General features: G+C 46.9%; 12 protein-coding genes, 16 tRNA genes and 2 rRNA genes. 28 read left to right on the top strand and 2 right to left on the bottom strand.

Features of this window, described 5'->3' with window-relative positions; translation table 11 throughout:
* Positions 1-10 precede the first annotated feature (10 nt).
* Positions 11-1,732 carry a glycosyl hydrolase family 18 protein gene (locus NST25_RS26885; protein ID WP_339188514.1) on the top strand — a complete coding sequence of 574 codons (1,722 nt, stop codon included), beginning with the start codon at positions 11-13 and terminating at the stop codon, positions 1,730-1,732.
* A gap of 117 nt (positions 1,733-1,849) precedes the next feature.
* Here NST25_RS26885 and NST25_RS26880 read toward each other — a convergent pair whose 3' ends face one another.
* Positions 1,850-2,215 (bottom strand): DUF2614 family zinc ribbon-containing protein, encoded by a 366-nt coding sequence (locus NST25_RS26880; RefSeq protein ID WP_036680151.1) that lies wholly within the window; start codon positions 2,213-2,215, stop codon positions 1,850-1,852.
* A gap of 127 nt (positions 2,216-2,342) precedes the next feature.
* On the opposite strand from NST25_RS26880, the gene NST25_RS26875 reads away from it, so the two are divergent.
* The 19 genes from NST25_RS26875 (at position 2,343) to NST25_RS26785 (ending at position 9,975) form a co-directional block, all read left to right on the top strand.
* Positions 2,343-3,221 (top strand): nucleotidyltransferase-like protein, encoded by an 879-nt coding sequence (locus NST25_RS26875; protein ID WP_280753539.1) that lies wholly within the window; start codon positions 2,343-2,345, stop codon positions 3,219-3,221.
* Between the two features lie 425 nt (positions 3,222-3,646).
* Positions 3,647-5,204, top strand: a 16S ribosomal RNA gene (locus tag NST25_RS26870).
* A gap of 262 nt (positions 5,205-5,466) precedes the next feature.
* Positions 5,467-8,392: ribosomal RNA gene (locus NST25_RS26865) — 23S ribosomal RNA — on the top strand.
* The 16S and 23S rRNA genes sit together here with 16 tRNA genes alongside, the layout of an rRNA operon.
* A 60-nt stretch (positions 8,393-8,452) precedes the next feature.
* Positions 8,453-8,528: transfer RNA gene (locus NST25_RS26860), tRNA-Asn, on the top strand.
* 3 nt (positions 8,529-8,531) lie between these two features.
* Positions 8,532-8,624 (top strand) — tRNA-Ser (locus NST25_RS26855).
* Between the two features lie 18 nt (positions 8,625-8,642).
* Positions 8,643-8,717 (top strand) — tRNA-Glu (locus NST25_RS26850).
* 55 nt (positions 8,718-8,772) lie between these two features.
* A tRNA-Val gene (locus NST25_RS26845) sits at positions 8,773-8,848 on the top strand.
* A 17-nt stretch (positions 8,849-8,865) separates the two neighbouring features.
* Positions 8,866-8,942 (top strand) — tRNA-Met (locus NST25_RS26840).
* Positions 8,943-8,967: 25 nt separating this feature from the next.
* Positions 8,968-9,045 (top strand) — tRNA-Asp (locus NST25_RS26835).
* Positions 9,046-9,055: 10 nt separating this feature from the next.
* Positions 9,056-9,131: transfer RNA gene (locus NST25_RS26830), tRNA-Phe, on the top strand.
* Positions 9,132-9,159: 28 nt separating this feature from the next.
* Positions 9,160-9,235: transfer RNA gene (locus NST25_RS26825), tRNA-Thr, on the top strand.
* 5 nt (positions 9,236-9,240) lie between these two features.
* Positions 9,241-9,326, top strand: a tRNA-Tyr gene (locus tag NST25_RS26820).
* Between the two features lie 6 nt (positions 9,327-9,332).
* A tRNA-Trp gene (locus tag NST25_RS26815) sits at positions 9,333-9,406 on the top strand.
* Positions 9,407-9,429: 23 nt separating this feature from the next.
* Positions 9,430-9,505 (top strand) — tRNA-His (locus NST25_RS26810).
* Between the two features lie 43 nt (positions 9,506-9,548).
* Positions 9,549-9,624 (top strand) — tRNA-His (locus NST25_RS26805).
* Between the two features lie 19 nt (positions 9,625-9,643).
* A tRNA-Gln gene (locus NST25_RS26800) sits at positions 9,644-9,718 on the top strand.
* Positions 9,719-9,724: 6 nt separating this feature from the next.
* Positions 9,725-9,799, top strand: a tRNA-Gly gene (locus NST25_RS26795).
* 9 nt (positions 9,800-9,808) lie between these two features.
* A tRNA-Cys gene (locus NST25_RS26790) sits at positions 9,809-9,882 on the top strand.
* A gap of 14 nt (positions 9,883-9,896) precedes the next feature.
* Positions 9,897-9,975 (top strand) — tRNA-Leu (locus NST25_RS26785).
* 135 nt (positions 9,976-10,110) lie between these two features.
* Here the strand turns inward: NST25_RS26785 and NST25_RS26780 are convergent.
* Positions 10,111-10,866 (bottom strand): AraC family transcriptional regulator, encoded by a 756-nt coding sequence (locus tag NST25_RS26780; RefSeq protein ID WP_076130295.1) that lies wholly within the window; start codon positions 10,864-10,866, stop codon positions 10,111-10,113.
* 327 nt (positions 10,867-11,193) lie between these two features.
* Between NST25_RS26780 and NST25_RS26775 the strand changes: the two genes are divergently transcribed.
* The 8 genes from NST25_RS26775 (at position 11,194) to NST25_RS26740 (ending at position 20,287) form a co-directional block, all read left to right on the top strand.
* Positions 11,194-12,333 carry a BMP family ABC transporter substrate-binding protein gene (locus NST25_RS26775; RefSeq protein ID WP_076308848.1) on the top strand — a complete coding sequence of 380 codons (1,140 nt, stop codon included), beginning with the start codon at positions 11,194-11,196 and terminating at the stop codon, positions 12,331-12,333.
* A 117-nt stretch (positions 12,334-12,450) separates the two neighbouring features.
* Positions 12,451-14,013, top strand: a complete 1,563-nt coding sequence (locus NST25_RS26770) for an ABC transporter ATP-binding protein (RefSeq protein ID WP_076308849.1) — start codon at positions 12,451-12,453, stop codon at positions 14,011-14,013.
* A complete protein-coding gene (locus tag NST25_RS26765; protein WP_036685569.1) occupies positions 14,006-15,052 on the top strand; it encodes an ABC transporter permease in 1,047 nt (348 codons plus the stop codon). The genes NST25_RS26770 and NST25_RS26765 overlap by 8 nt, the downstream gene beginning before the upstream one ends.
* Positions 15,049-15,987, top strand: coding sequence for an ABC transporter permease (locus NST25_RS26760; protein ID WP_036685567.1), 939 nt, complete (start codon positions 15,049-15,051; stop codon positions 15,985-15,987). The genes NST25_RS26765 and NST25_RS26760 overlap by 4 nt, the downstream gene beginning before the upstream one ends.
* A 40-nt stretch (positions 15,988-16,027) precedes the next feature.
* Positions 16,028-16,984 (top strand): nucleoside hydrolase, encoded by a 957-nt coding sequence (locus NST25_RS26755; protein WP_076184827.1) that lies wholly within the window; start codon positions 16,028-16,030, stop codon positions 16,982-16,984.
* A 3-nt stretch (positions 16,985-16,987) separates the two neighbouring features.
* Positions 16,988-18,385 (top strand): ADP-ribosylglycohydrolase family protein, encoded by a 1,398-nt coding sequence (locus NST25_RS26750; protein ID WP_076302375.1) that lies wholly within the window; start codon positions 16,988-16,990, stop codon positions 18,383-18,385.
* A 485-nt stretch (positions 18,386-18,870) separates the two neighbouring features.
* On the top strand, positions 18,871-19,632 hold the full coding sequence (locus NST25_RS26745; protein WP_081388367.1) for an ATP-binding cassette domain-containing protein: 762 nt from the start codon (positions 18,871-18,873) through the stop codon (positions 19,630-19,632).
* The gene (locus NST25_RS26740) at positions 19,625-20,287 is read left to right on the top strand and encodes a methionine ABC transporter permease (protein ID WP_036685560.1); all 663 of its coding nucleotides are present in this window, start codon (positions 19,625-19,627) and stop codon (positions 20,285-20,287) included. Before NST25_RS26745 ends, NST25_RS26740 begins: the two co-directional genes overlap by 8 nt.
* Positions 20,288-20,316: the final 29 nt, after the last annotated feature.

Raw genomic sequence — 20,316 nt, 5'->3', positions numbered from 1 at the left:
AGGATATATTTTGGACAGAAGATATAGACAGAAACGCGTCAAAAAGCGCGGAGGTCTTTTCCGACGCTTTTTTGGACTTTTGCTCATTGCGGCAGCAGCTTATTGGGTTGTGTTTTTTGTATTGCCAAATCGCCAGCACATCGATCCAGACTGGAAAGGCCTAGAACATCCTATCTTCGTAAAAGGAGAGCTAACAGGATATTTCGCCTCAGGGACCGGTGATAGCATGCTTTTACCTCTACCATTACTGCAGGAACATGTGGACTCATCTATTCGTTATGAAGAAAAGACTAAATCGGTCATCTTATCAACGGAAAGTGAACTTCTATATATGCAAGAGGATAAAACCAATGCTAGTCTGAACAATCGTCCGCTGCAGCTACGGCTGGCACCTGAAGTTAAGGAAAAGATAACTTATCTTCCTGCGGATGTTTTAGAAGACCTGTATGGGTTTGAGATTCAAGAGGATACGACTACCGGGGCTGTGCTGTTAATGACAGCAGGGGAGAGTGTACCGCTGGGGAAAGTGAAAGGTGAAGCAGGTGATAAGACAGTCGCTCTTCGCAGCGAAGCGTCGATTCACGCACCCATCGTGGCCGATATGTCCCCAGGTGCCATCGTGAGTATTTGGAATAAGGAAAATGAGGACTGGCTGTATGTGCAGTTAAGCAGCGGTTATGCGGGTTATGCCAAGGTCAGTGATATTATCTCAGACGGTCAAAAGACAGTGGAACCCAAAAGCACCACTCCCTCACGGGCAGAACGAAGCTGGAAAGGGAAGTCAGTGAATTTATATTGGGAAGCTGTTTATCAACGCAAACCTGACCCAAGTACATTCGGTGAGCTTCCGGGCGTTAACGTGGCTAGCCCGACTTGGTTCAGTATCATAGATGGTGATGGGAATGTGCGCAGTCAGGCTGATAGTGCGTATGTGCAGTGGGCCCATGAGCGCGGTTTGGAAGTATGGGGGCTGCTCAGCAATAGCTTTGAACCAGACATAACCACTGAGGCATTGTCGAGCTATGAGAAGCGGATGAACGCGATCGTACAGATCCTCGAGTATTCAGATTTATACAAGCTGGATGGAATTAATATTGACTTTGAGAATGTATATACGAAAGACGGGGAGAATGTTACACAATTTATGCGAGAGCTAAAACCTATGGCTCAAGCCAAAAACTTAATCGTCTCCATAGACGTAACCCCTAAATCTAACAGTGAGATGTGGTCAGCATTCCTTGATCGTAGAGCTCTTAATTCAGTAGTTGATTATCTTATTGTTATGGCTTATGACGAGCATTGGGCTGCTAGTCCTGTAGCAGGCTCTGTTGCGTCTCTGCCGTGGGTAGAAAGCTCGTTAAGCCGGATCATAGAGGAAGACGATGTGCCGCCTGAGAAGCTGATTCTAGGGATTCCACTGTACACTAGAATCTGGACTGAGGCCCAGGTGGATGGCAAGACCAAAGTAAGCTCTAAATCGGTTAGTATGAATGCCGTTGAAAAAATTATTAAAGAGAAGAAGCTGACCCCAACCTTTGATAAGGCAGCAGGGCAGAATTACGTTGAGTATAAGGAGGATGGCGCTCTTAAAAAAATATGGATCGAAGACAAAGTTTCTTTAGAAGCTAGAGTTGAGCTTGCTAAGTCTTTAGGGCTTGGTGGCATTGGTTCATGGAATCGCAGCTTTAGTAATCCGTCTGCGTGGGAGGCATTACAAGGGATTCATAAGTAATTATTATTTCATTTATAATGAACAAAGGGGCTCCCAATACGGGGGCCCCTTTGTTGTATTAAGCAAATGTTTGATCGCATTATAAATCGCTAGTAATAAGCTTCTGTAAGATGTGTTTTATTGATTAAGCTGCTGACTCTTAAGTTGTTCCGCAGTAATATTGGCCTCAGCTGGATCCATAGTAAGGATGGTATGGCAGAACATACAGCGGTCTGTTTTGCCCAGCATTTTGGTCAGCTTGTGACATTCAGGGCATTCCAGTTGGACTGCGCTAGTTGACAGCATCCCAGCCCAGAAATAGATTGCAAGACTTGCCATCATTGAGATTAAACCGATTACAAGACCGATTCCAGCGAATACTTTTCCAGTTGAGCCCCAAAACACGATGCCCGCTGTACCCAAAACCATAAGTCCCATTCCGAGCATTGTGAGCAGTAATCCCCATGTGCGAAAAGCGTTGATCTTAGCCGTTTTAAACTTCATGAGTGTTTGCTCCTAACTAAATATAGTTGGGTTGTCCAGAAGGAACTGTCTTTCATATGTAGAATAATAATTATAACTGAATTATAACTGACTGGACGCAAAATCGCCAAATTTAATGGAGGGAAGCATGGAACTGTCCAATGTAACTTTGTTGAGTGGAGAAACGTTTGATGAGAATGTTTTAGGAGCGGTCGTTTTGCGGCAGAATGGGGATATTCCGTTTCAAAGCGCACTTCTTCAAGATTTTGATATGGTAGTGTTAGTTTTGCATGAAGAACAGGATAGAGAGCATATTGTTCGCCATACCATTGCCGGTGACCAACGGACCCAGTCAGTCCATATTGGCCTTTTTGCTTTGGAGCAGGCTGTTATGGCAGGGGATAATAACGAACTTCTTATCAGTTTGATGAGGGGGGAAGTGATCTGGGACCCCAAGGGAATACTAGAGGAAATGCGACGTGAGATACTGCAATTTGAAGGACCGATCAAGGAACGGGTCGCATTTATGGAGTTTGCTCGCTTTTTGCATATGTATGTGAAATCCAAGCGCTATATAGAGGCTGGCTTTATTATGGATGCTTACAACTGTGTATTGATAGCCTTATACCATTGGGCAAGAATAGAAGTGAGTGAAGTGGGTGCTTTCCCCGAGCCAGCTATTTGGGAGCAGGTTAAAAGCATGAATACCTCTGTTCATAAACTTTATGAGGAGTTAACGATCAGTACTGAGACCTTAGAGCAACGTGTGGAGCTTGTGCTTCTTGCATGTGAATTTGGGATTATGTCCAAAATGACGGACTGTTGTCTATTGCTCTTTAATATTTTGAATAGCCGTAAGGAAGCATGGAGCATTAAAGAATTACTGCAGCATTCAGGTCTGAGTCAATTAGAGTCTGAACTACCCCTTGTTTTACGAAAGCTGGTTTCTCGTTCGCTAATCCGAGAGATTACATCTTGGGCTGATGTTCACGAGGGAGAAGGGCATGCGATCCGCTATACATTATAGAGATGAATTAGATACAGCAGAAGATGTTTAATTATAGAGAGATGAGCAAGGATAGGGAGAGGCTGAGCACTCTCTTTTTGTTTGTTTACTAATATGAAACGCTCATATTTATCCAGAAAAATTAATGGTTGACTCTTTCCTTGTTCATGTGTTAAATTATAACTCGTCCCTCTGACACAGAGATGTGCTTTCGAAAACTTTCGAAAGACAACCAAAAAAAGAAATTAAAAAAAAGGTTGACTAAAACGAGGACGCTGTGATATATTATAAAGGTCGCTGCTGAACAACACATCGACGAAATAAACAGCTTGATCTTTGAAAACTGAACAACGAGTGAGTAGGAAATCACGTAAGTGAAATCCAAAATTAGAGAATTAATTTTCTCGTCAGATGTTTCAAAATGAGCATATCGCTCTTTTCAATACTAATTGGAGAGTTTGATCCTGGCTCAGGACGAACGCTGGCGGCGTGCCTAATACATGCAAGTCGAGCGGAGTTGTTTTGAAAGCTTGCTTTCAAAACAACTTAGCGGCGGACGGGTGAGTAACACGTAGGCAACCTGCCCTTCAGACTGGGATAACTACCGGAAACGGTAGCTAATACCGGATAATTTCTTTTTTCTCCTGAGAGAAGAATGAAAGACGGAGCAATCTGTCACTGAGGGATGGGCCTGCGGCGCATTAGCTAGTTGGTGGGGTAACGGCCCACCAAGGCGACGATGCGTAGCCGACCTGAGAGGGTGAACGGCCACACTGGGACTGAGACACGGCCCAGACTCCTACGGGAGGCAGCAGTAGGGAATCTTCCGCAATGGGCGAAAGCCTGACGGAGCAACGCCGCGTGAGTGATGAAGGTTTTCGGATCGTAAAGCTCTGTTGCCAGGGAAGAACGTCCGGTAGAGTAACTGCTACCGGAGTGACGGTACCTGAGAAGAAAGCCCCGGCTAACTACGTGCCAGCAGCCGCGGTAATACGTAGGGGGCAAGCGTTGTCCGGAATTATTGGGCGTAAAGCGCGCGCAGGCGGCTATTTAAGTCTGGTGTTTAAACCTTGGGCTCAACCTGAGGTCGCACTGGAAACTGGGTGGCTTGAGTACAGAAGAGGAAAGTGGAATTCCACGTGTAGCGGTGAAATGCGTAGATATGTGGAGGAACACCAGTGGCGAAGGCGACTTTCTGGGCTGTAACTGACGCTGAGGCGCGAAAGCGTGGGGAGCAAACAGGATTAGATACCCTGGTAGTCCACGCCGTAAACGATGAGTGCTAGGTGTTAGGGGTTTCGATACCCTTGGTGCCGAAGTTAACACAGTAAGCACTCCGCCTGGGGAGTACGGTCGCAAGACTGAAACTCAAAGGAATTGACGGGGACCCGCACAAGCAGTGGAGTATGTGGTTTAATTCGAAGCAACGCGAAGAACCTTACCAGGTCTTGACATCCCTCTGAATCTGCTAGAGATAGCAGCGGCCTTCGGGACAGAGGAGACAGGTGGTGCATGGTTGTCGTCAGCTCGTGTCGTGAGATGTTGGGTTAAGTCCCGCAACGAGCGCAACCCTTAACTTTAGTTGCCAGCAGGTAATGCTGGGCACTCTAGAGTGACTGCCGGTGACAAACCGGAGGAAGGTGGGGATGACGTCAAATCATCATGCCCCTTATGACCTGGGCTACACACGTACTACAATGGCCGGTACAACGGGAAGCGAAGCCGCGAGGTGGAGCCAATCCCATCAAAGCCGGTCTCAGTTCGGATTGCAGGCTGCAACTCGCCTGCATGAAGTCGGAATTGCTAGTAATCGCGGATCAGCATGCCGCGGTGAATACGTTCCCGGGTCTTGTACACACCGCCCGTCACACCACGAGAGTTTACAACACCCGAAGTCGGTGGGGTAACCCGCAAGGGAGCCAGCCGCCGAAGGTGGGGTAGATGATTGGGGTGAAGTCGTAACAAGGTAGCCGTATCGGAAGGTGCGGCTGGATCACCTCCTTTCTATGGAGAATCGTTCTCTGCAATGAGGACATTCAAATCGGAAGTTTAACTTCCAAAACTCAGGTTTAGGCCTGTTACTCACTCGTTGCTCAGTTTTGAGAGTTTAAGCTCTCAAGTAAGACTTGATCCTTGAAAACTGGATACCGAAACGAATTTGCGTTTTAGAACATCTTTTAGCAACTTGTGTAAACAAGTAAATGTTATTAGTGAGATGATTCCAAAGAGAATGTCATCGTATGATATTTTCCTGCGGAAAAATCAAGGTTAAGCTAATAAGAGCACACGGAGGATGCCTAGGCGCCAGGAGCCGACGAAGGACGTGGCGAACAACGAAACTGCCTCGGGGAGCTGTAAGCAAGCTTTGATCCGGGGGTGTCCGAATGGGGAAACCCAGCTGTGGTAATTCGCAGTTACTCATTTCTGAATACATAGGAAATGTAGAGGCAGACCAGGGGAACTGAAACATCTAAGTACCCTGAGGAAGAGAAAACAATAGTGATTCCGTCAGTAGCGGCGAGCGAACGCGGAACAGCCTAAACCTAAGAGCTTGCTCTTAGGGGTTGTGGGACGTCTCACATGGAGTTACAAAGGAATATGGTAGGTGAAGAGGTCTGGAAAGGCCCGCGATAGAGGTAAAAGCCCTGTAACCTAAACTGTGTTCTCTCCGAGACGGATCCCGAGTAGTGCGGGGCACGTGAAACCCCGTATGAATCCAGCAGGACCATCTGCTAAGGCTAAATACTACCTGGCGACCGATAGTGAAACAGTACCGTGAGGGAAAGGTGAAAAGCACCCCGGAAGGGGAGTGAAATAGAACCTGAAACCGTGTGCTTACAAAAAGTCAGAGCCCGATCTATGGGTGATGGCGTGCCTTTTGTAGAATGAACCGGCGAGTTACGTTTAACATGCAAGGTTAAGCCGAGAAGGTGGAGCCGCAGCGAAAGCGAGTCTGAATAGGGCGACTTAGTATGTGGACGTAGACCCGAAACCGTGTGATCTACCCCTGTCCAGGGTGAAGGTGCGGTAACACGCACTGGAGGCCCGAACCCACGTACGTTGAAAAGTGCGGGGATGAGGTGGGGGTAGCGGAGAAATTCCAATCGAACTCGGAGATAGCTGGTTCTCCCCGAAATAGCTTTAGGGCTAGCCTCGGTATAAGAGTAGTGGAGGTAGAGCACTGATTGGGTGCGGGGTCCGCAAGGATTACCAAGCTCAGTCAAACTCCGAATGCCATATACTTATTGCCGGGAGTCAGACAGTGAGTGCTAAGATCCATTGTCAAAAGGGAAACAGCCCAGACCATCAGCTAAGGTCCCCAAGTGTGTGTTAAGTGGGAAAGGATGTGGAGTTGCACAGACAACCAGGATGTTGGCTTAGAAGCAGCCACCATTGAAAGAGTGCGTAATAGCTCACTGGTCGAGTGACTCTGCGCCGAAAATGTAACGGGGCTAAACACACCACCGAAGCTATGGCTAGATACTATGTATCTGGGGTAGGGGAGCGTTGTGTAGGGGTTGAAGGTGTACTGAAAAGAGCGCTGGACACTACACAAGTGAGAATGCCGGTATGAGTAACGAAAAGATCAGTGAGAATCTGATCCGCCGAAAGCCCAAGGTTTCCTGAGGAAGGCTCGTCCGCTCAGGGTAAGTCGGGACCTAAGGCGAGGCCGAAAGGCGTAGTCGAAGGACAACAGTTTGAAATTACTGTACCACCGTAATCCGCTATGAGCGATGGGGTGACGCAGGAGGGTAGTGACGCGGACTGATGGATGTCCGTCTAAGCAGTGAGGCTGATGTGTAGGCAAATCCGCACATCATTAAGGCTGGGCTGTGATGGGGAGCGAAAATTATAGTAGCGAAGGTCATGATCTCACACTGCCAAGAAAAGCCTCTAGCCAGGAGAAGGTGCCCGTACCGCAAACCGACACAGGTAGGCGAGAAGAGAATTCTAAGGCGCGCGGAAGAACTCTCGTTAAGGAACTCGGCAAAATGACCCCGTAACTTCGGGAGAAGGGGTGCCCCGGTAGTGTGAATAGCACGAGGGGGCCGCAGTGAAAAGGCCCAAGCGACTGTTTAGCAAAAACACAGGTCTGTGCGAAGCCGCAAGGCGAAGTATACGGGCTGACGCCTGCCCGGTGCTGGAAGGTTAAGGGGAGTGGTTAGGGGTAACCCGAAGCTATGAACCGAAGCCCCAGTAAACGGCGGCCGTAACTATAACGGTCCTAAGGTAGCGAAATTCCTTGTCAGGTAAATTCTGACCCGCACGAATGGCGTAACGACTTGGGCGCTGTCTCAACGAGAGATCCGGTGAAATTTTAATACCTGTGAAGATGCAGGTTACCCGCGACAAGACGGAAAGACCCCATGGAGCTTTACTGCAGCTTGATATTGAATTTGGGTACGATCTGTACAGGATAGGTGGGAGCCGTAGAAATCGGAGCGCAAGCTTCGGTGGAGGCGCCGTTGGGATACCACCCTGATCGTATCTAGGTTCTAACCTAGTACCCTTATCGGGTACGGGGACCGTGTCAGGCGGGCAGTTTGACTGGGGCGGTCGCCTCCTAAAGAGTAACGGAGGCGTTCCAAGGTTCCCTCAGAATGGTTGGAAATCATTCGCAGAGTGCAAAGGCATAAGGGAGCTTGACTGCGAGACCTACAAGTCGAGCAGGGACGAAAGTCGGACTTAGTGATCCGGTGGTACCGCATGGAAGGGCCATCGCTCAACGGATAAAAGCTACCCTGGGGATAACAGGCTTATCTCCCCCAAGAGTCCACATCGACGGGGAGGTTTGGCACCTCGATGTCGGCTCATCGCATCCTGGGGCTGAAGTAGGTCCCAAGGGTTGGGCTGTTCGCCCATTAAAGCGGTACGCGAGCTGGGTTCAGAACGTCGTGAGACAGTTCGGTCCCTATCTGTCGTGGGCGCAGGAAATTTGAGAGGAGCTGTCCTTAGTACGAGAGGACCGGGATGGACGTACCGCTGGTGCACCAGTTGTTCCGCCAGGAGCATGGCTGGGTAGCTACGTACGGACGGGATAAGCGCTGAAAGCATCTAAGCGTGAAGCCCCCCTCAAGATGAGATTTCCCAATTAGTAAGACCCCTTGAAGACGACGAGGTAGATAGGTTGGAGGTGGAAGTGCAGTAATGCATGGAGCTGACCAATACTAATCGGTCGAGGGCTTATCCTATACGTAGAATGCAGATTCGTTTCGGATTCAGTTTTCAGGCATCAAGCCTGGTATGAATATTCCCTGATAGCTCAGTTGGTAGAGCACTCGACTGTTAATCGAGTTGTCACAGGTTCGAGTCCTGTTCGGGGAGCCATATGGAGAGGTGTCCGAGTTTGGCCGAAGGAGCACGATTGGAAATCGTGTAGGCGCCACAAGCGTCTCGAGGGTTCGAATCCCTCTCTCTCCGCCACAAATTTTTAATTAGTATGGCCCGTTGGTCAAGGGGTTAAGACACCTCCCTTTCACGGAGGTAACATGGGTTCGAATCCCATACGGGTCACCAAATTTTCACTTGATTTATCCTAGTGGACTTTGGTACAATAACAATTGTTGTTTATGGAGGCTTAGCTCAGCTGGGAGAGCATCTGCCTTACAAGCAGAGGGTCGGGGGTTCGATCCCCTCAGCCTCCACCATAACACTTTCTTACTGACGCGGGGTGGAGCAGCCCGGTAGCTCGTCGGGCTCATAACCCGAAGGCCGCAGGTTCAAATCCTGCCCCCGCAACCAATTAACTTAAGCAATTATATCTTTTGGAACCGTGGTGTAGTTGGCCTAACATGCCTGCCTGTCACGCAGGAGATCGCGGGTTCGAATCCCGTCGGTTCCGCCATTTTCATCATGGCTCGGTAGCTCAGTCGGTAGAGCAGAGGACTGAAAATCCTCGTGTCGGCGGTTCGATTCCGTCCCGAGCCACCATTTATCATCACAAAAGAATGAGTGCCATGCCGGTGTAGCTCAATTGGTAGAGCAACTGACTTGTAATCAGTAGGTTGGGGGTTCAAGTCCTCTCGCCGGCACCATCCTTGGAGGATTAGCGAAGTGGCCAAACGCATCAGACTGTAAATCTGCTCACGTGAGTGTTCGGTGGTTCGAATCCATCATCCTCCACCAGTTTTTAGGGGCATAGTTTAAAGGTAGAACAACGGTCTCCAAAACCGTTGGTGTGGGTTCAATTCCTGCTGCCCCTGCCAAGTTCTTTCTAAAGTTTAATATGGCGGCCGTGGCGAAGGGGTTAACGCACCGGATTGTGGTTCCGGCATTCGTGGGTTCGAGACCCATCGGCCGCCCCATTTACTTTAAAATGAATAATGGCAACAATATCAACTTAATATGGCGACTGTGGCGAAGGGGTTAACGCACCGGATTGTGGTTCCGGCATTCGTGGGTTCGAGACCCATCAGTCGCCCCATTTTACTTTAAAATGTTATTGGGGATTAGCCAAGCGGTAAGGCAACGGACTTTGACTCCGTCACTCATAGGTTCGAATCCTATATCCCCAGCCATTTTATGCGGACGTGGCTCAGCGGTAGAGCATCGCCTTGCCAAGGCGAGGGTCGCGGGTTCGATTCCCGTCGTCCGCTCCAAGTTTTCATGGCGCCATAGCCAAGTGGTAAGGCAAAGCTCTGCAAAAGCTTTATCCCCAGTTCAAATCTGGGTGGCGCCTCCATTTAGTTCATATGTGCCGGCGTGGCGGAATGGCAGACGCGCTCGACTCAAAATCGAGTGGGAAACCGTGGAGGTTCGAGTCCTCTCGCCGGTATCTTAAAAAGGTTTGTAAGAATGCTTTTATAAGCAATCTTACAAACCTTTTTCTTTATGTCCTTGGGTTTACAGCAGTAAGCCGTTGAATAGAGAGTTTCTCTATTTCAACGGCTTTTTTTAATCTGATTAGTGATTAACCTGATTGATTATTAATGCGGAATGCTCGCGGGGTAAGACCTATTTCTCGTTTGAACATATTGCAGAATTGGGCATCGTTCACAAAACCTGCAGCAGCAGATACTTCAGAGATTTGCATCTGAGTATGACGTAATAGAGATTTTGCATAATCCAGGCGTTTTAACAGCAAATACCGCAGGGGTGAAGACCCGAAACGTTCTTTAAATAGATGGCGAAAACGATCGTAACTATATCCGGACATTTCTGATAGTGTTTCGACGGACAATTTATGGCGATAATGCTCATTCATATAATTAAGGACATATTGTACTCGATCTTCTGTTGGGGATTGATATCCAGAGGCACTAAGAAGCCTCATAAGATGGACGGTAATCTCGCTCATTTGTAGGTTTAGAAGCTCAGAGAATCCGTCTTGCTTGCGTGTAAACTCTGCTTTCATTCGCAGCAGGATTTGAAGAACGGTCTGATCTTTATCATCTTCATATACGCCGAGCAGATTACTCATATTGGGGTGTTCTGAGTGGAAGCCTACAAATAATACATTTGCATCCTCACGGTGGTGCTCGTCATGTTTATGATTGGGTGGCACAAGCGCGAAAGAAGAGGAGCGAAAATGGTAACTTCGTGGGCCAACATTGGTTGTCCCTACCCCCTGTAAATAATAGACTAGTTCGTAGCATTCATGCTGGTGTGGAGGGATATAAGTATTTAGCTCATGTGTGGCACTTACAATATATAGAACACGATCCATGATGATCCTCCAATACTTATGTTTTAGCCGAATCGTACAAAACAATGACCGAAATCATATAATTATTTTTAATAATATTTGTTATGATCGTATCAATAAATCCGAAAGTTCGCAACCTGACTGGCCATCTCGTTCGGAAATAAAGCGGATTATTAATAATAATGGTATTTTTATTGCTATTTTTGAGCCTAAACGTTAAGTTTATTACTTTTAATGATACTTTATTTGGAAAAAAGAGAATTTCCATTTGAACCGTGAATTATACAATGGGTGAAGATGGGATTCTGCGGATTACTAACCAACTAAAATTAGGGGTGGAATAGAGTAATGAATAAAAAAGTTCTTTCTTTGTTGTTATTAATGGTGATGGTTCTGGTCACAGCATGTGGGAATAACACGTCCAATAATGGTTCTTCAACGAATACTGGATCCAAAGCGGACGAAGGCGGAGAAACAGGTGCAGGGGATAAACTCAAGGTTGTATTGCTGATTCCGGGGACACTTGGGGATAAATCATTTTTTGATTCCGCTAATAACGGCTTGCAAAAGGTTAAGGATGAACTTGGTGCAGTAACAAAGGTTGTTGAAATGGGCGTTGATAAAACGAAATGGGAGCCTACATTTAACGATATCGCTTCCGAGGATTGGGATGTAATTATTTCTGGCGGTTCTGAAATTACAGAGATGTTTAATGCAACGGCAGAATTGTATCCAGACAAAAAATTCATTAATTATGATACCGACATCGATGAAGCACCAGATAACATGTACAACATGTCTTATGCGACAAATGAAGTATCTTTCTTGGCAGGTGCCGTAGCAGCATTAGCTACACAATCGGATATGCCGAATGCTACCCCTGAGAATGTGATTGGGTTTGTCGGCGGTATGGATATTCCGGGGATTAATGCTTTCTTGGTCGGTTACATTCAAGGTGCTCAGTACGTTGATCCTGATGTAAAAGTGGCTGTGTCGTACGCTGGTGATTTTGTTAACCCTGCAAAAGGTAAGGAGCTGTCTCTAATTCAATATAACTCCGGTGTGGATGTTATTTTTAACGTGGCTGGGGGTACAGGTCTTGGGATCTTTGACGCAGCTAAAGAGAAGAAAAAATATGCAATTGGTGTAGACTCCGATCAGGCAATGTTGATTAACGATACGGATAGTGAAAAAGCAAATCTAATCGTTACTTCATCTATTAAAAAGATTGATACGGCTATTCTAGGTGCAGTGAAGAGATTGCAAGAGGGTACGCTAGAAATGGGCAAACGTGATGTATTGAGCTTTGTAGATGATGGTGTAGGTATTGCTGAGAATGATATTTATAAAAATGTATTCCCGGCTGATCTTCAGGCCAAGGTTGAAGAAGTGAAGCAAAAGCTGATCAATAAAGAAGTTAAAGTGGATAATGCGATGGGGATGGAAACCGCAGAGGTAGAAGCTATTCGTAACGCAGTTAAGCCTTAAGCTTTAAATCTTAAGATCAGTTCTATAGAGTTAAACCTACAGTTGGAGATTCTTCTAGTCAGGGGAATTCCAGCTGTATATTTTTGCAGACCTCCAAGTTGAAAGGCGTTGAGACCTATGTACACAGCTCTGCTGGAAATGCGGGGAATTACCAAGGTATATCCCAATGGCGTCGTTGCAAATAAAGACGTGCATTTTTCTTTACGTGAGGGAGAAATACATGCGATTGCAGGTGAGAACGGTGCAGGTAAATCGACTTTAATGAAGATTATGTTCGGCATGGAAGAGCCAAGTGAAGGCGAGATCTATATCAAGGGTGAAAAAGTAAAGCTGCAATCCGCTCAGGACGCCATTGATAGAGGCATCGGCATGGTCCACCAGCATTTCATGTTGGTACCTTCTTTTACGGTGGCAGAGAATATGGTGCTGGGTATGGAGCCGCGCAGAGGAGTTGGCATTAATTATGCCGAGGCTGTGCGCATGACGGAAGAGACCGCAAGGAAATACAATCTGGCAGTGGATCCAAAGGCAAAAGTAGAGGATCTTACAGTTGGGATGAAACAAAAGGTTGAGATTCTTAAGGCGCTGCTGCGTGGTGCTAAAATTCTGGTGCTTGATGAGCCAACTGCGGTGTTGACTCCACAGGAAACAGAGGAATTGTTCCGCGAGCTTAAGCAATTAAGGGAACAGGGCCATACGATAGTTTTTATTTCGCACAAATTAAAGGAAGTCAAAGCGATTTGCGACAGAATTACGATTATGCGCAGCGGCCGTAGTGAAGGTGTTTTTCAAACACAGGATGTGACAGAACAGGAAATCTCGCGACTAATGGTCGGCAGAGACGTCGTGCTGAAATATGACAAAGAGATTCTGGCTGTTAGTGAGCCAATACTAACGGTGCAGGGACTCAGTGTGAATGATGCAGATGGCAAAGCATTATTGTCGGATATCAATTTTGCGGTACGTGGTGGGCAGATCGTTGGGATTGCTGGTGTAGAAGGCAACGGGCAGACACAGCTCATTGAAGCTCTTACAGGTAGCTTGAGAGGTGTCTCAAGTCAGGGCTCTGTACTAGTGAAGGGAAAGGATATCCGTGAATCGGATATTTTGGATATTCGTAAGCTAGGCGTTTCCTATATACCGGAGGATCGGATGCGGCAAGGGATCGCTAGTGAAGCAAGCATAGCTGATAATCTGCTATCTACTCAGTATCGTACAAAAGCAATGAATAAAGGTCTTTTTTTGAATGGCTCACGAATTGCCAAGCTAGCAGTATCCCTTGTAGAGGAATTTAAAGTCCGCTGTTCAGGACCTTCTCAGCCCATAGGAATGTTGTCAGGTGGTAACATGCAGAAGGTAGTCGTAGCTAGAGAGTGTTCGACTGAACCGCAGCTGCTTATTGCAGAACAGCCGACACGGGGTGTGGATATAGGCGCAGCCCAGTTCATACATCAAAAGTTGTTGGAATTACGTTCAGACGATTGCGCGATTTTGCTAGTGTCGGCAGATTTGAATGAGATCTTGGAGATCAGCGATAGTCTGTTAGTAATGTACGAGGGTAAGATTGTTGCCTTTTTCGAGGAGCCCTCTAAGGTTAGTGAGGAAGAATTAGGTCTTTATATGCTGGGGATTCATCGACAGGACGAGGAGCACATCGGGAGGGCCGTAAATCATGTTTAAAGTTAAATATTTTGAGTACATTCGGACATCGGCGGTAATCGTTATTGCACTCGCTATTGCCTTTCTGATCATCTCTTTGGTCAGTAATCAGCCTGTGAAGACGATTGGTATATTCCTATTAGAGCCGTTATCCAGTAAAGGTCATATTGGTAATGTGATTGAGATGGCGATTCCGCTCATGTTCACTGGGTTGGCAGTATCCTTGTTGTTTCGAGCCAATATGTTCAACCTGGGAGCTGAAGGGATTTTCTATTTCTCCGGTGTTGTAACTTCCGTATTGGCTATTCATTTAACGCTGGACGGCTGGCTGCATCCGATGGTAGCTATTGCTGCAGGTTCAATTGTAGGAGCGTTGCTCTCGGCAATACCTGGTATTCTGAAGGCAAAATGGAATGCTAATGAGTTGGTTACATCCTTAATGTTCAATAATATTTTGTTCGGAGTAGGGCTATACCTACTGAACTATCATCTGCGTGATGCTAAAGCTTTTGCCAATGTATCCTACAAATTCGAGAAAACGGCACTGCTGAGTAAAATGGTCTCGGGCACCCGTATTCATACCGGTCTTATTATCGTTATCGTGCTTATTATTGCAGCTCATCTATTCCTATACAAAACGAAATGGGGATATGAGCTGCGCATGACAGGCATCAACCGGGACTTTGCCCGTTATTCCGGTATGAAGACAGCCAAGGTTATTATTCTCGTCCACTTGATTGCAGGTTTTATCGCAGGTATGGGGGGCTCCGTAGAAGTGCTGGGGATGTATAACCGTTTCCAATGGACGTCACTGCCTGGTTATGGTTTGGATGGTGCCCTTGTAGCGATGTTAGCCAAAAATAATCCGCTGTCCGTAATCGGCTCTGCATTATTCCTAGCGTACATTCGAATTGGGGCTGACATGATGGCTCGTCTGTCTGATGTACCTTCAGAGATGATCTCAATTATACAGGCAATTATCATTCTTCTGATTTCGGCTGAGCAATTTCTGAAGTTCTGGAAAAATCGGATGCTCTTGAAGGAGGCGAAGGAAGCGTGAACAGTTTGTTTGATGTGATTTTTACAACTGACTTTGCGTTCTCTGTCCTTCGCGTGACGACTCCGATTCTGTTCGCTGCGCTCGGCGCACTTATCTCCAATCGTGCAGGGATCATTAACATTGGGATGGAGGGCATTATGCTTGTTGCCGCTTTAGCGGGTGTCATCATAAGCAGCTATACGCATAGCGCGTGGGTAGGTCTGCTTGGGGCGGTGCTGTCTGGAACATTGATCGCTGGAATATTAGCTTTTTTCACCCTGAAATTCAAAACACATATCATTCTCGGGGGTGTGGCCATTAATATGTTCGCTTCGGGAGGCACTGTGTTTATCCTCTATCTGCTTAGTGGCGACAAGGGTTCTTCCACTTCTCTGGCGAGTAAAGTTCTGCCTAGTGTCCAGATTCCTTTGTTGAAGGATATCCCGGTGCTTGGACCTATTTTATCGGGGCATCACATACTGACGTATGTTTCTATATTGGCTGTGTTTGTTGTCTACTATCTATTAAACCGTACACCGCTTGGACTGCGCATTCGTTCAGTGGGTGAAAATCCACATGCGGCTCAATCCGTGGGTGTAAGTGTTGTAAAAATACAGTATATGGCTTTGCTGCTTAGCGGATTTTTTGCCGGTTTAGGCGGTGCTTATATGTCGATGGGGTATTTGTCACTGTTTACCCGCGATATGATCGCTGGCCGGGGCTGGATTGCCATTGCCGCTGAGTCGATGGGAAGAAGTACGACCGTAGGCACGGCGCTGACCTCTTTATTATTTGGTACTGCAGATGCATTGTCGAATGCGCTACAGGTGTTAAAGATTCCTGCGGAGCTAATCGCCACTCTTCCTTATGTAGCCACAGTAATTGGACTTGTGATCTACGCAGTATCTGAGACACGAAAAAAGAATAAAAAACTTAAAAGTCCGCTAGTTAAATAGCGATTGAAATGATTGATACACAGACAAGGAGTGAGTAACTATGCCAACACCTATTATTATTGACTGCGATCCAGGGCATGATGACGCAATAGCGATACTGCTTGCCATAGCAAATTCGGAGAAGTTAGATCTGCGCGGGATTACAACGGTTGGTGGAAACCAAATTTTAGATAAAATCACGGAAAACGCCCTGAAGGTGATCAGCTTCGTGAATGCTGACATTCCTGTAGCTAAAGGGGCTGCTGGCCCACTGTTCGGCAAGCTTGTTACAGGTGAGGAAGCGCATGGTGAATCGGGCATGGATGGGCCGCTTTTGCCTCCAAGTAAATTCCGCCCTGTAGAGCAGGGTGCTGTGGAGTTTATGCTGAATATCATCCGTTCTTCAGAGGAGAAGATTACGCTCGTGCCGATGGCTCCTTTAACAAATATCGCACTGCTAATCACGGCTTATCCAGAGATTAAAGACAGAATTGAAAAAATCTCACTGATGGGGGGAGGTATCTCTTATGGGAATGTCACCTCTACTGCGGAGTTTAATATCTATGTAGATCCTGAAGCAGCCCGTATTGTGTTTGAGTCGGGGATTCCGATCACAATGAGTGGTCTGGATGTGACCGATAAGGCTGCTATTTTTGAAGATGAGATCCTAGCATTGAAAGAGCGGGGACCAGTGTCTACAATGGTCGGAGAATTGCTGGATTTCTATTCGATTTACGGTAAAAAAATGGGCTATGTCGGCAGTGCGCTGCATGATCCATGTGCTGTTGCCTGGCTGCTGCATCCGGAACTATTTGAATCTGAGCATCTATATGTAACGGTGGAGACCGAAGGCAAGCTGACGCGGGGAATGACAGTTGCAGACAGACGGAAAAAGACGGATCGTCCAGCGAATGTACAAGTATTGGTGGGCGTTGACCGGGAAGCATTTATGAAGCTGATCTTTGATTCACTGGAAAAGCTTGATCAAGAGCTGCTGCTAGCGGCTGAAGGGAAGTAGCCTATGGCAGGATGGGAGAGACTTCAAGAGACCGTGCAGTTTGAAATTGCTCAGCGTGGAGAAGAAGGTTGCGAGATTGATGGGTTCGCGGATAAGCTAGCGGCTGCTGGTGCCGATGAGCTCAAGCTGATGCAGGTATACAATGAGCTAATGGAGCTTACGATTAGTGAGGATTTTCCGTATCAAGAGCCATCCTCTCTGGAGGAGATTCGTCAACTACGTCCAGAAGGTCCACGTAAGCTTGAGGCGGACTGGAGCGAGGCAGAATGGAGAGATAAGTTCTATGGAGCCTGGCTCGGTAGAAGTGTCGGCTGCGCACTCGGGAAACCGCTGGAGTATTGGGACTATCTCTATGGGAAAGATGGCCGTTCGGGCTGGGAGAATATTGAGCTATGGTTTCAGGGTGCGGACGCCTGGCCAATTACTGGCTATACGCCTGGGCATTCACGGGCAGAGGCTGAATATGGTCTTGGCTTAAGTGAATGGACATATGCGAGTACCCGCGAGACGATCAAGTATATGGAAAGCGATGACGATATTCGCTACACTGTCCTGGGTCTTATGCTGCTGGAGCAGAAGGGTCTGAACTGGGATTCTTGGGATATCGGAAAGCTGTGGCATACACATTTAACATATAGTCAGGTGTGCACGGCGGAGACACAGTCATATATGAATTTTGCGCAGGAGACCTCTCATCTGCATGGCGAGAAGCCTGCGGATTGGCTGGTGCGGCAGGAAAGAGTGCGGATGCACTTAAACCCTTACCGCGAGTGGATTGGTGCCGCTATACGCGCAGATGGACTGGCTTATGGCGCAGCAGGTTATCCTGAGCTTGCGGCAGAACTAGGCTGGCGCGACGCTTCATTTTCACATGTGAAAAATGGTATCTACGGTGAGATGTTGAATGCGGCGATGATATCGGCAGCTTTTGCAGAGAAGGATAATGAACGGATCCTAGAGATAGGCCTTAGTGAGATTCCGCGTACCAGTCGTTTGGCCAGTGATGTTTTGCGGGGGATAGATATTGCGCAGAAGGCCAAAAGTGAGCGGGAGTTGGTTCGTAACATTTGGGATACTTTTAGCCACTATGATGCAGTCCATACAAATAATAATGCTGCTCTTGTAGCTGCGTCGCTTGTTTATGGCGGGAATGACTTTGAAAAAACAGTTGTCACTTCCGTATATGGTGGAATGGATACAGACTGTAACGGGGCTACTGTGGGCTCAATTATGGGAGCGAAGCTTGGAGCAAGTAAGTTGCCGGCTTCATGGATCGAACCGCTTCACGATACGTTATATGCCGATCTGCCCGGATTTCATCCGATAGCGATTTCGGAATGTGCGGAACGCAGCTACCAAGTGTTCTTGAAGATTCGCAGAGAGCTTGGCGAAAAGGCATAAAAGATTTAGCGAGTATGGGACTCGATAGATCAGGGATTCAGGGATTACTATATGAATTATGGGATGTCTTAAGCTATTGGCTTAGACATCTTTTTTTGTGTAACAGCAGGTCTTTAATCACACTCCAACGAACCAAATGTAGCTTTAACTGCATTTCATACACTTAAAAAAACCAAATATGGCTATATTAACAGTGGAGCGTTTAGTGGTGGGGCAATAGGAGAATCATGATTTCAAGAGGGAAGGATTATCTTTGCTAACCCTTTTTATTTTATTAATAAATGTGTAAAAAGAGCCCGGTATAAAGGGGTTTTAGGTTTTCATCAACCTTCCTGGTATATCATTTAAAGAAAAATGATGACACAGCAGAAGAAATGTCTTATTATTTAAGGAGATTTTTAATAAAACAGATTTTAGAAAATTGTAATACAATGTCTCACTTGATGGAGGTTCATTATATAAGGGAAAGGAAGGGGGAGCTTCTAATACTGTCGCTGAGTCGGGTAAGTAAAGGGTACAAGCTGAAGGAAGGCATCTATCAGGCTGTAGATGAGGTATCGCTGGAGGTAAAGCAGGGATCCATTCATGGGATCATTGGTGAGAGTGGTGCGGGGAAATCTACGCTGCTGCGACTGATGAATCTTCTGGAACAGCCGGATGAGGGAACGGTTACCGTAGATGGCCACAACCTGACCGAAATGCCTAGTAAAGCACTGCGTAAAGCAAGGCAAAAGATTGGAATGATCTTTCAACAATTTAATCTTGTTTATAACGTCACTGTAGAGCGGAATGTTTCGATCCCGCTGGAGCTGGCAGATGTCCCAAAGCATGAACGAATGAAGCGTGTGAAGGAGTGTCTGGATTTTGTTGGACTGGCAGATAAGGCAAAACAATATCCGGCACAGCTCAGCGGAGGACAACGTCAGCGTGTTGCGATTGCCCGCGCGCTAGCGAACAGTCCGGGAATATTACTGTGTGACGAGCCAACGTCCTCCCTGGACCCTGGAACCACTACAGATATCTTGAACGTGCTGAAGCATGTGAATTCAAGTCTTGGAGTAACGGTTGTCATTGTTACGCATGAGATGGATGTTGTCAAAAGCATATGTACTCATGTATCGGTGATGGAAAAAGGGCGCATTGTAGATTCGTTCTCTCGTGAAGACGGTGAATTCCGTCCAGCGGCAGCCACTACCGGGACATACCGCGATCAGATTCTTGGTAAAGCGGGGGAAGATCATGTTTGATAGTGTACTTCAATATCAGGCACAGATGTGGGATTCGATTGGTGAAACCTTTGTGATGGTTGGTATTTCTGTTGGAGCGGCCGTGCTGCTGGGGCTTCCACTGGGTACCTTGTTGTTTTTTTTCCGAAAAGGGCAGCTTTATGAGAATACAACGTTGTCTCTGGTGCTCAACAGTATCGTTAATATTATCCGCTCTTTTCCGTTCCTGCTGCTGGTCGTTGCGCTAATTCCAGTCACTCGTTTCCTGGTCGGGACCGCCATTGGTACGATTGCAGCAGCGGTTCCATTATCTATAATCGCTATTGCCTATTATGCTCGGTTAGTGGAGCAGTCGTTGCTGGAGGTTCCTAAAGGGGTCATTGAAGCAGCATTATCGATGGGAGCCTCGAAGCTGGGCTTGATCTTTAAATTTCTGTATGTGGAAGCTCGTTCGGGTCTAGTCCTTGGACTTACTACTTCTACAATTAGCTTTATCTCCTTCTCGACCGTGATGGGAGTTGTTGGTGGGGGAGGGGTTGGTGATTTCGCTATCCGTTATGGTTATCAGCGTTTTGAGACGGAAGTGATGATCTATGCCATTCTAGTGATGATTGTATTAGTCCAATTGGTTCAGTTCACCGGGGGGACTATCGCAAGGCTGTTGGATAAGCGGTAATACAAAATAGTTCAATATATAAACTGGGG

Source organism: Paenibacillus sp. FSL E2-0190 (assembly GCF_037992965.1).
GTDB classification, from domain to species: domain Bacteria; phylum Bacillota; class Bacilli; order Paenibacillales; family Paenibacillaceae; genus Paenibacillus_AQ; species Paenibacillus_AQ odorifer.
The sequence above is the reverse complement of the archived record's forward strand: the minus strand, read 5'-3'. Positions and strand labels throughout refer to the sequence as shown.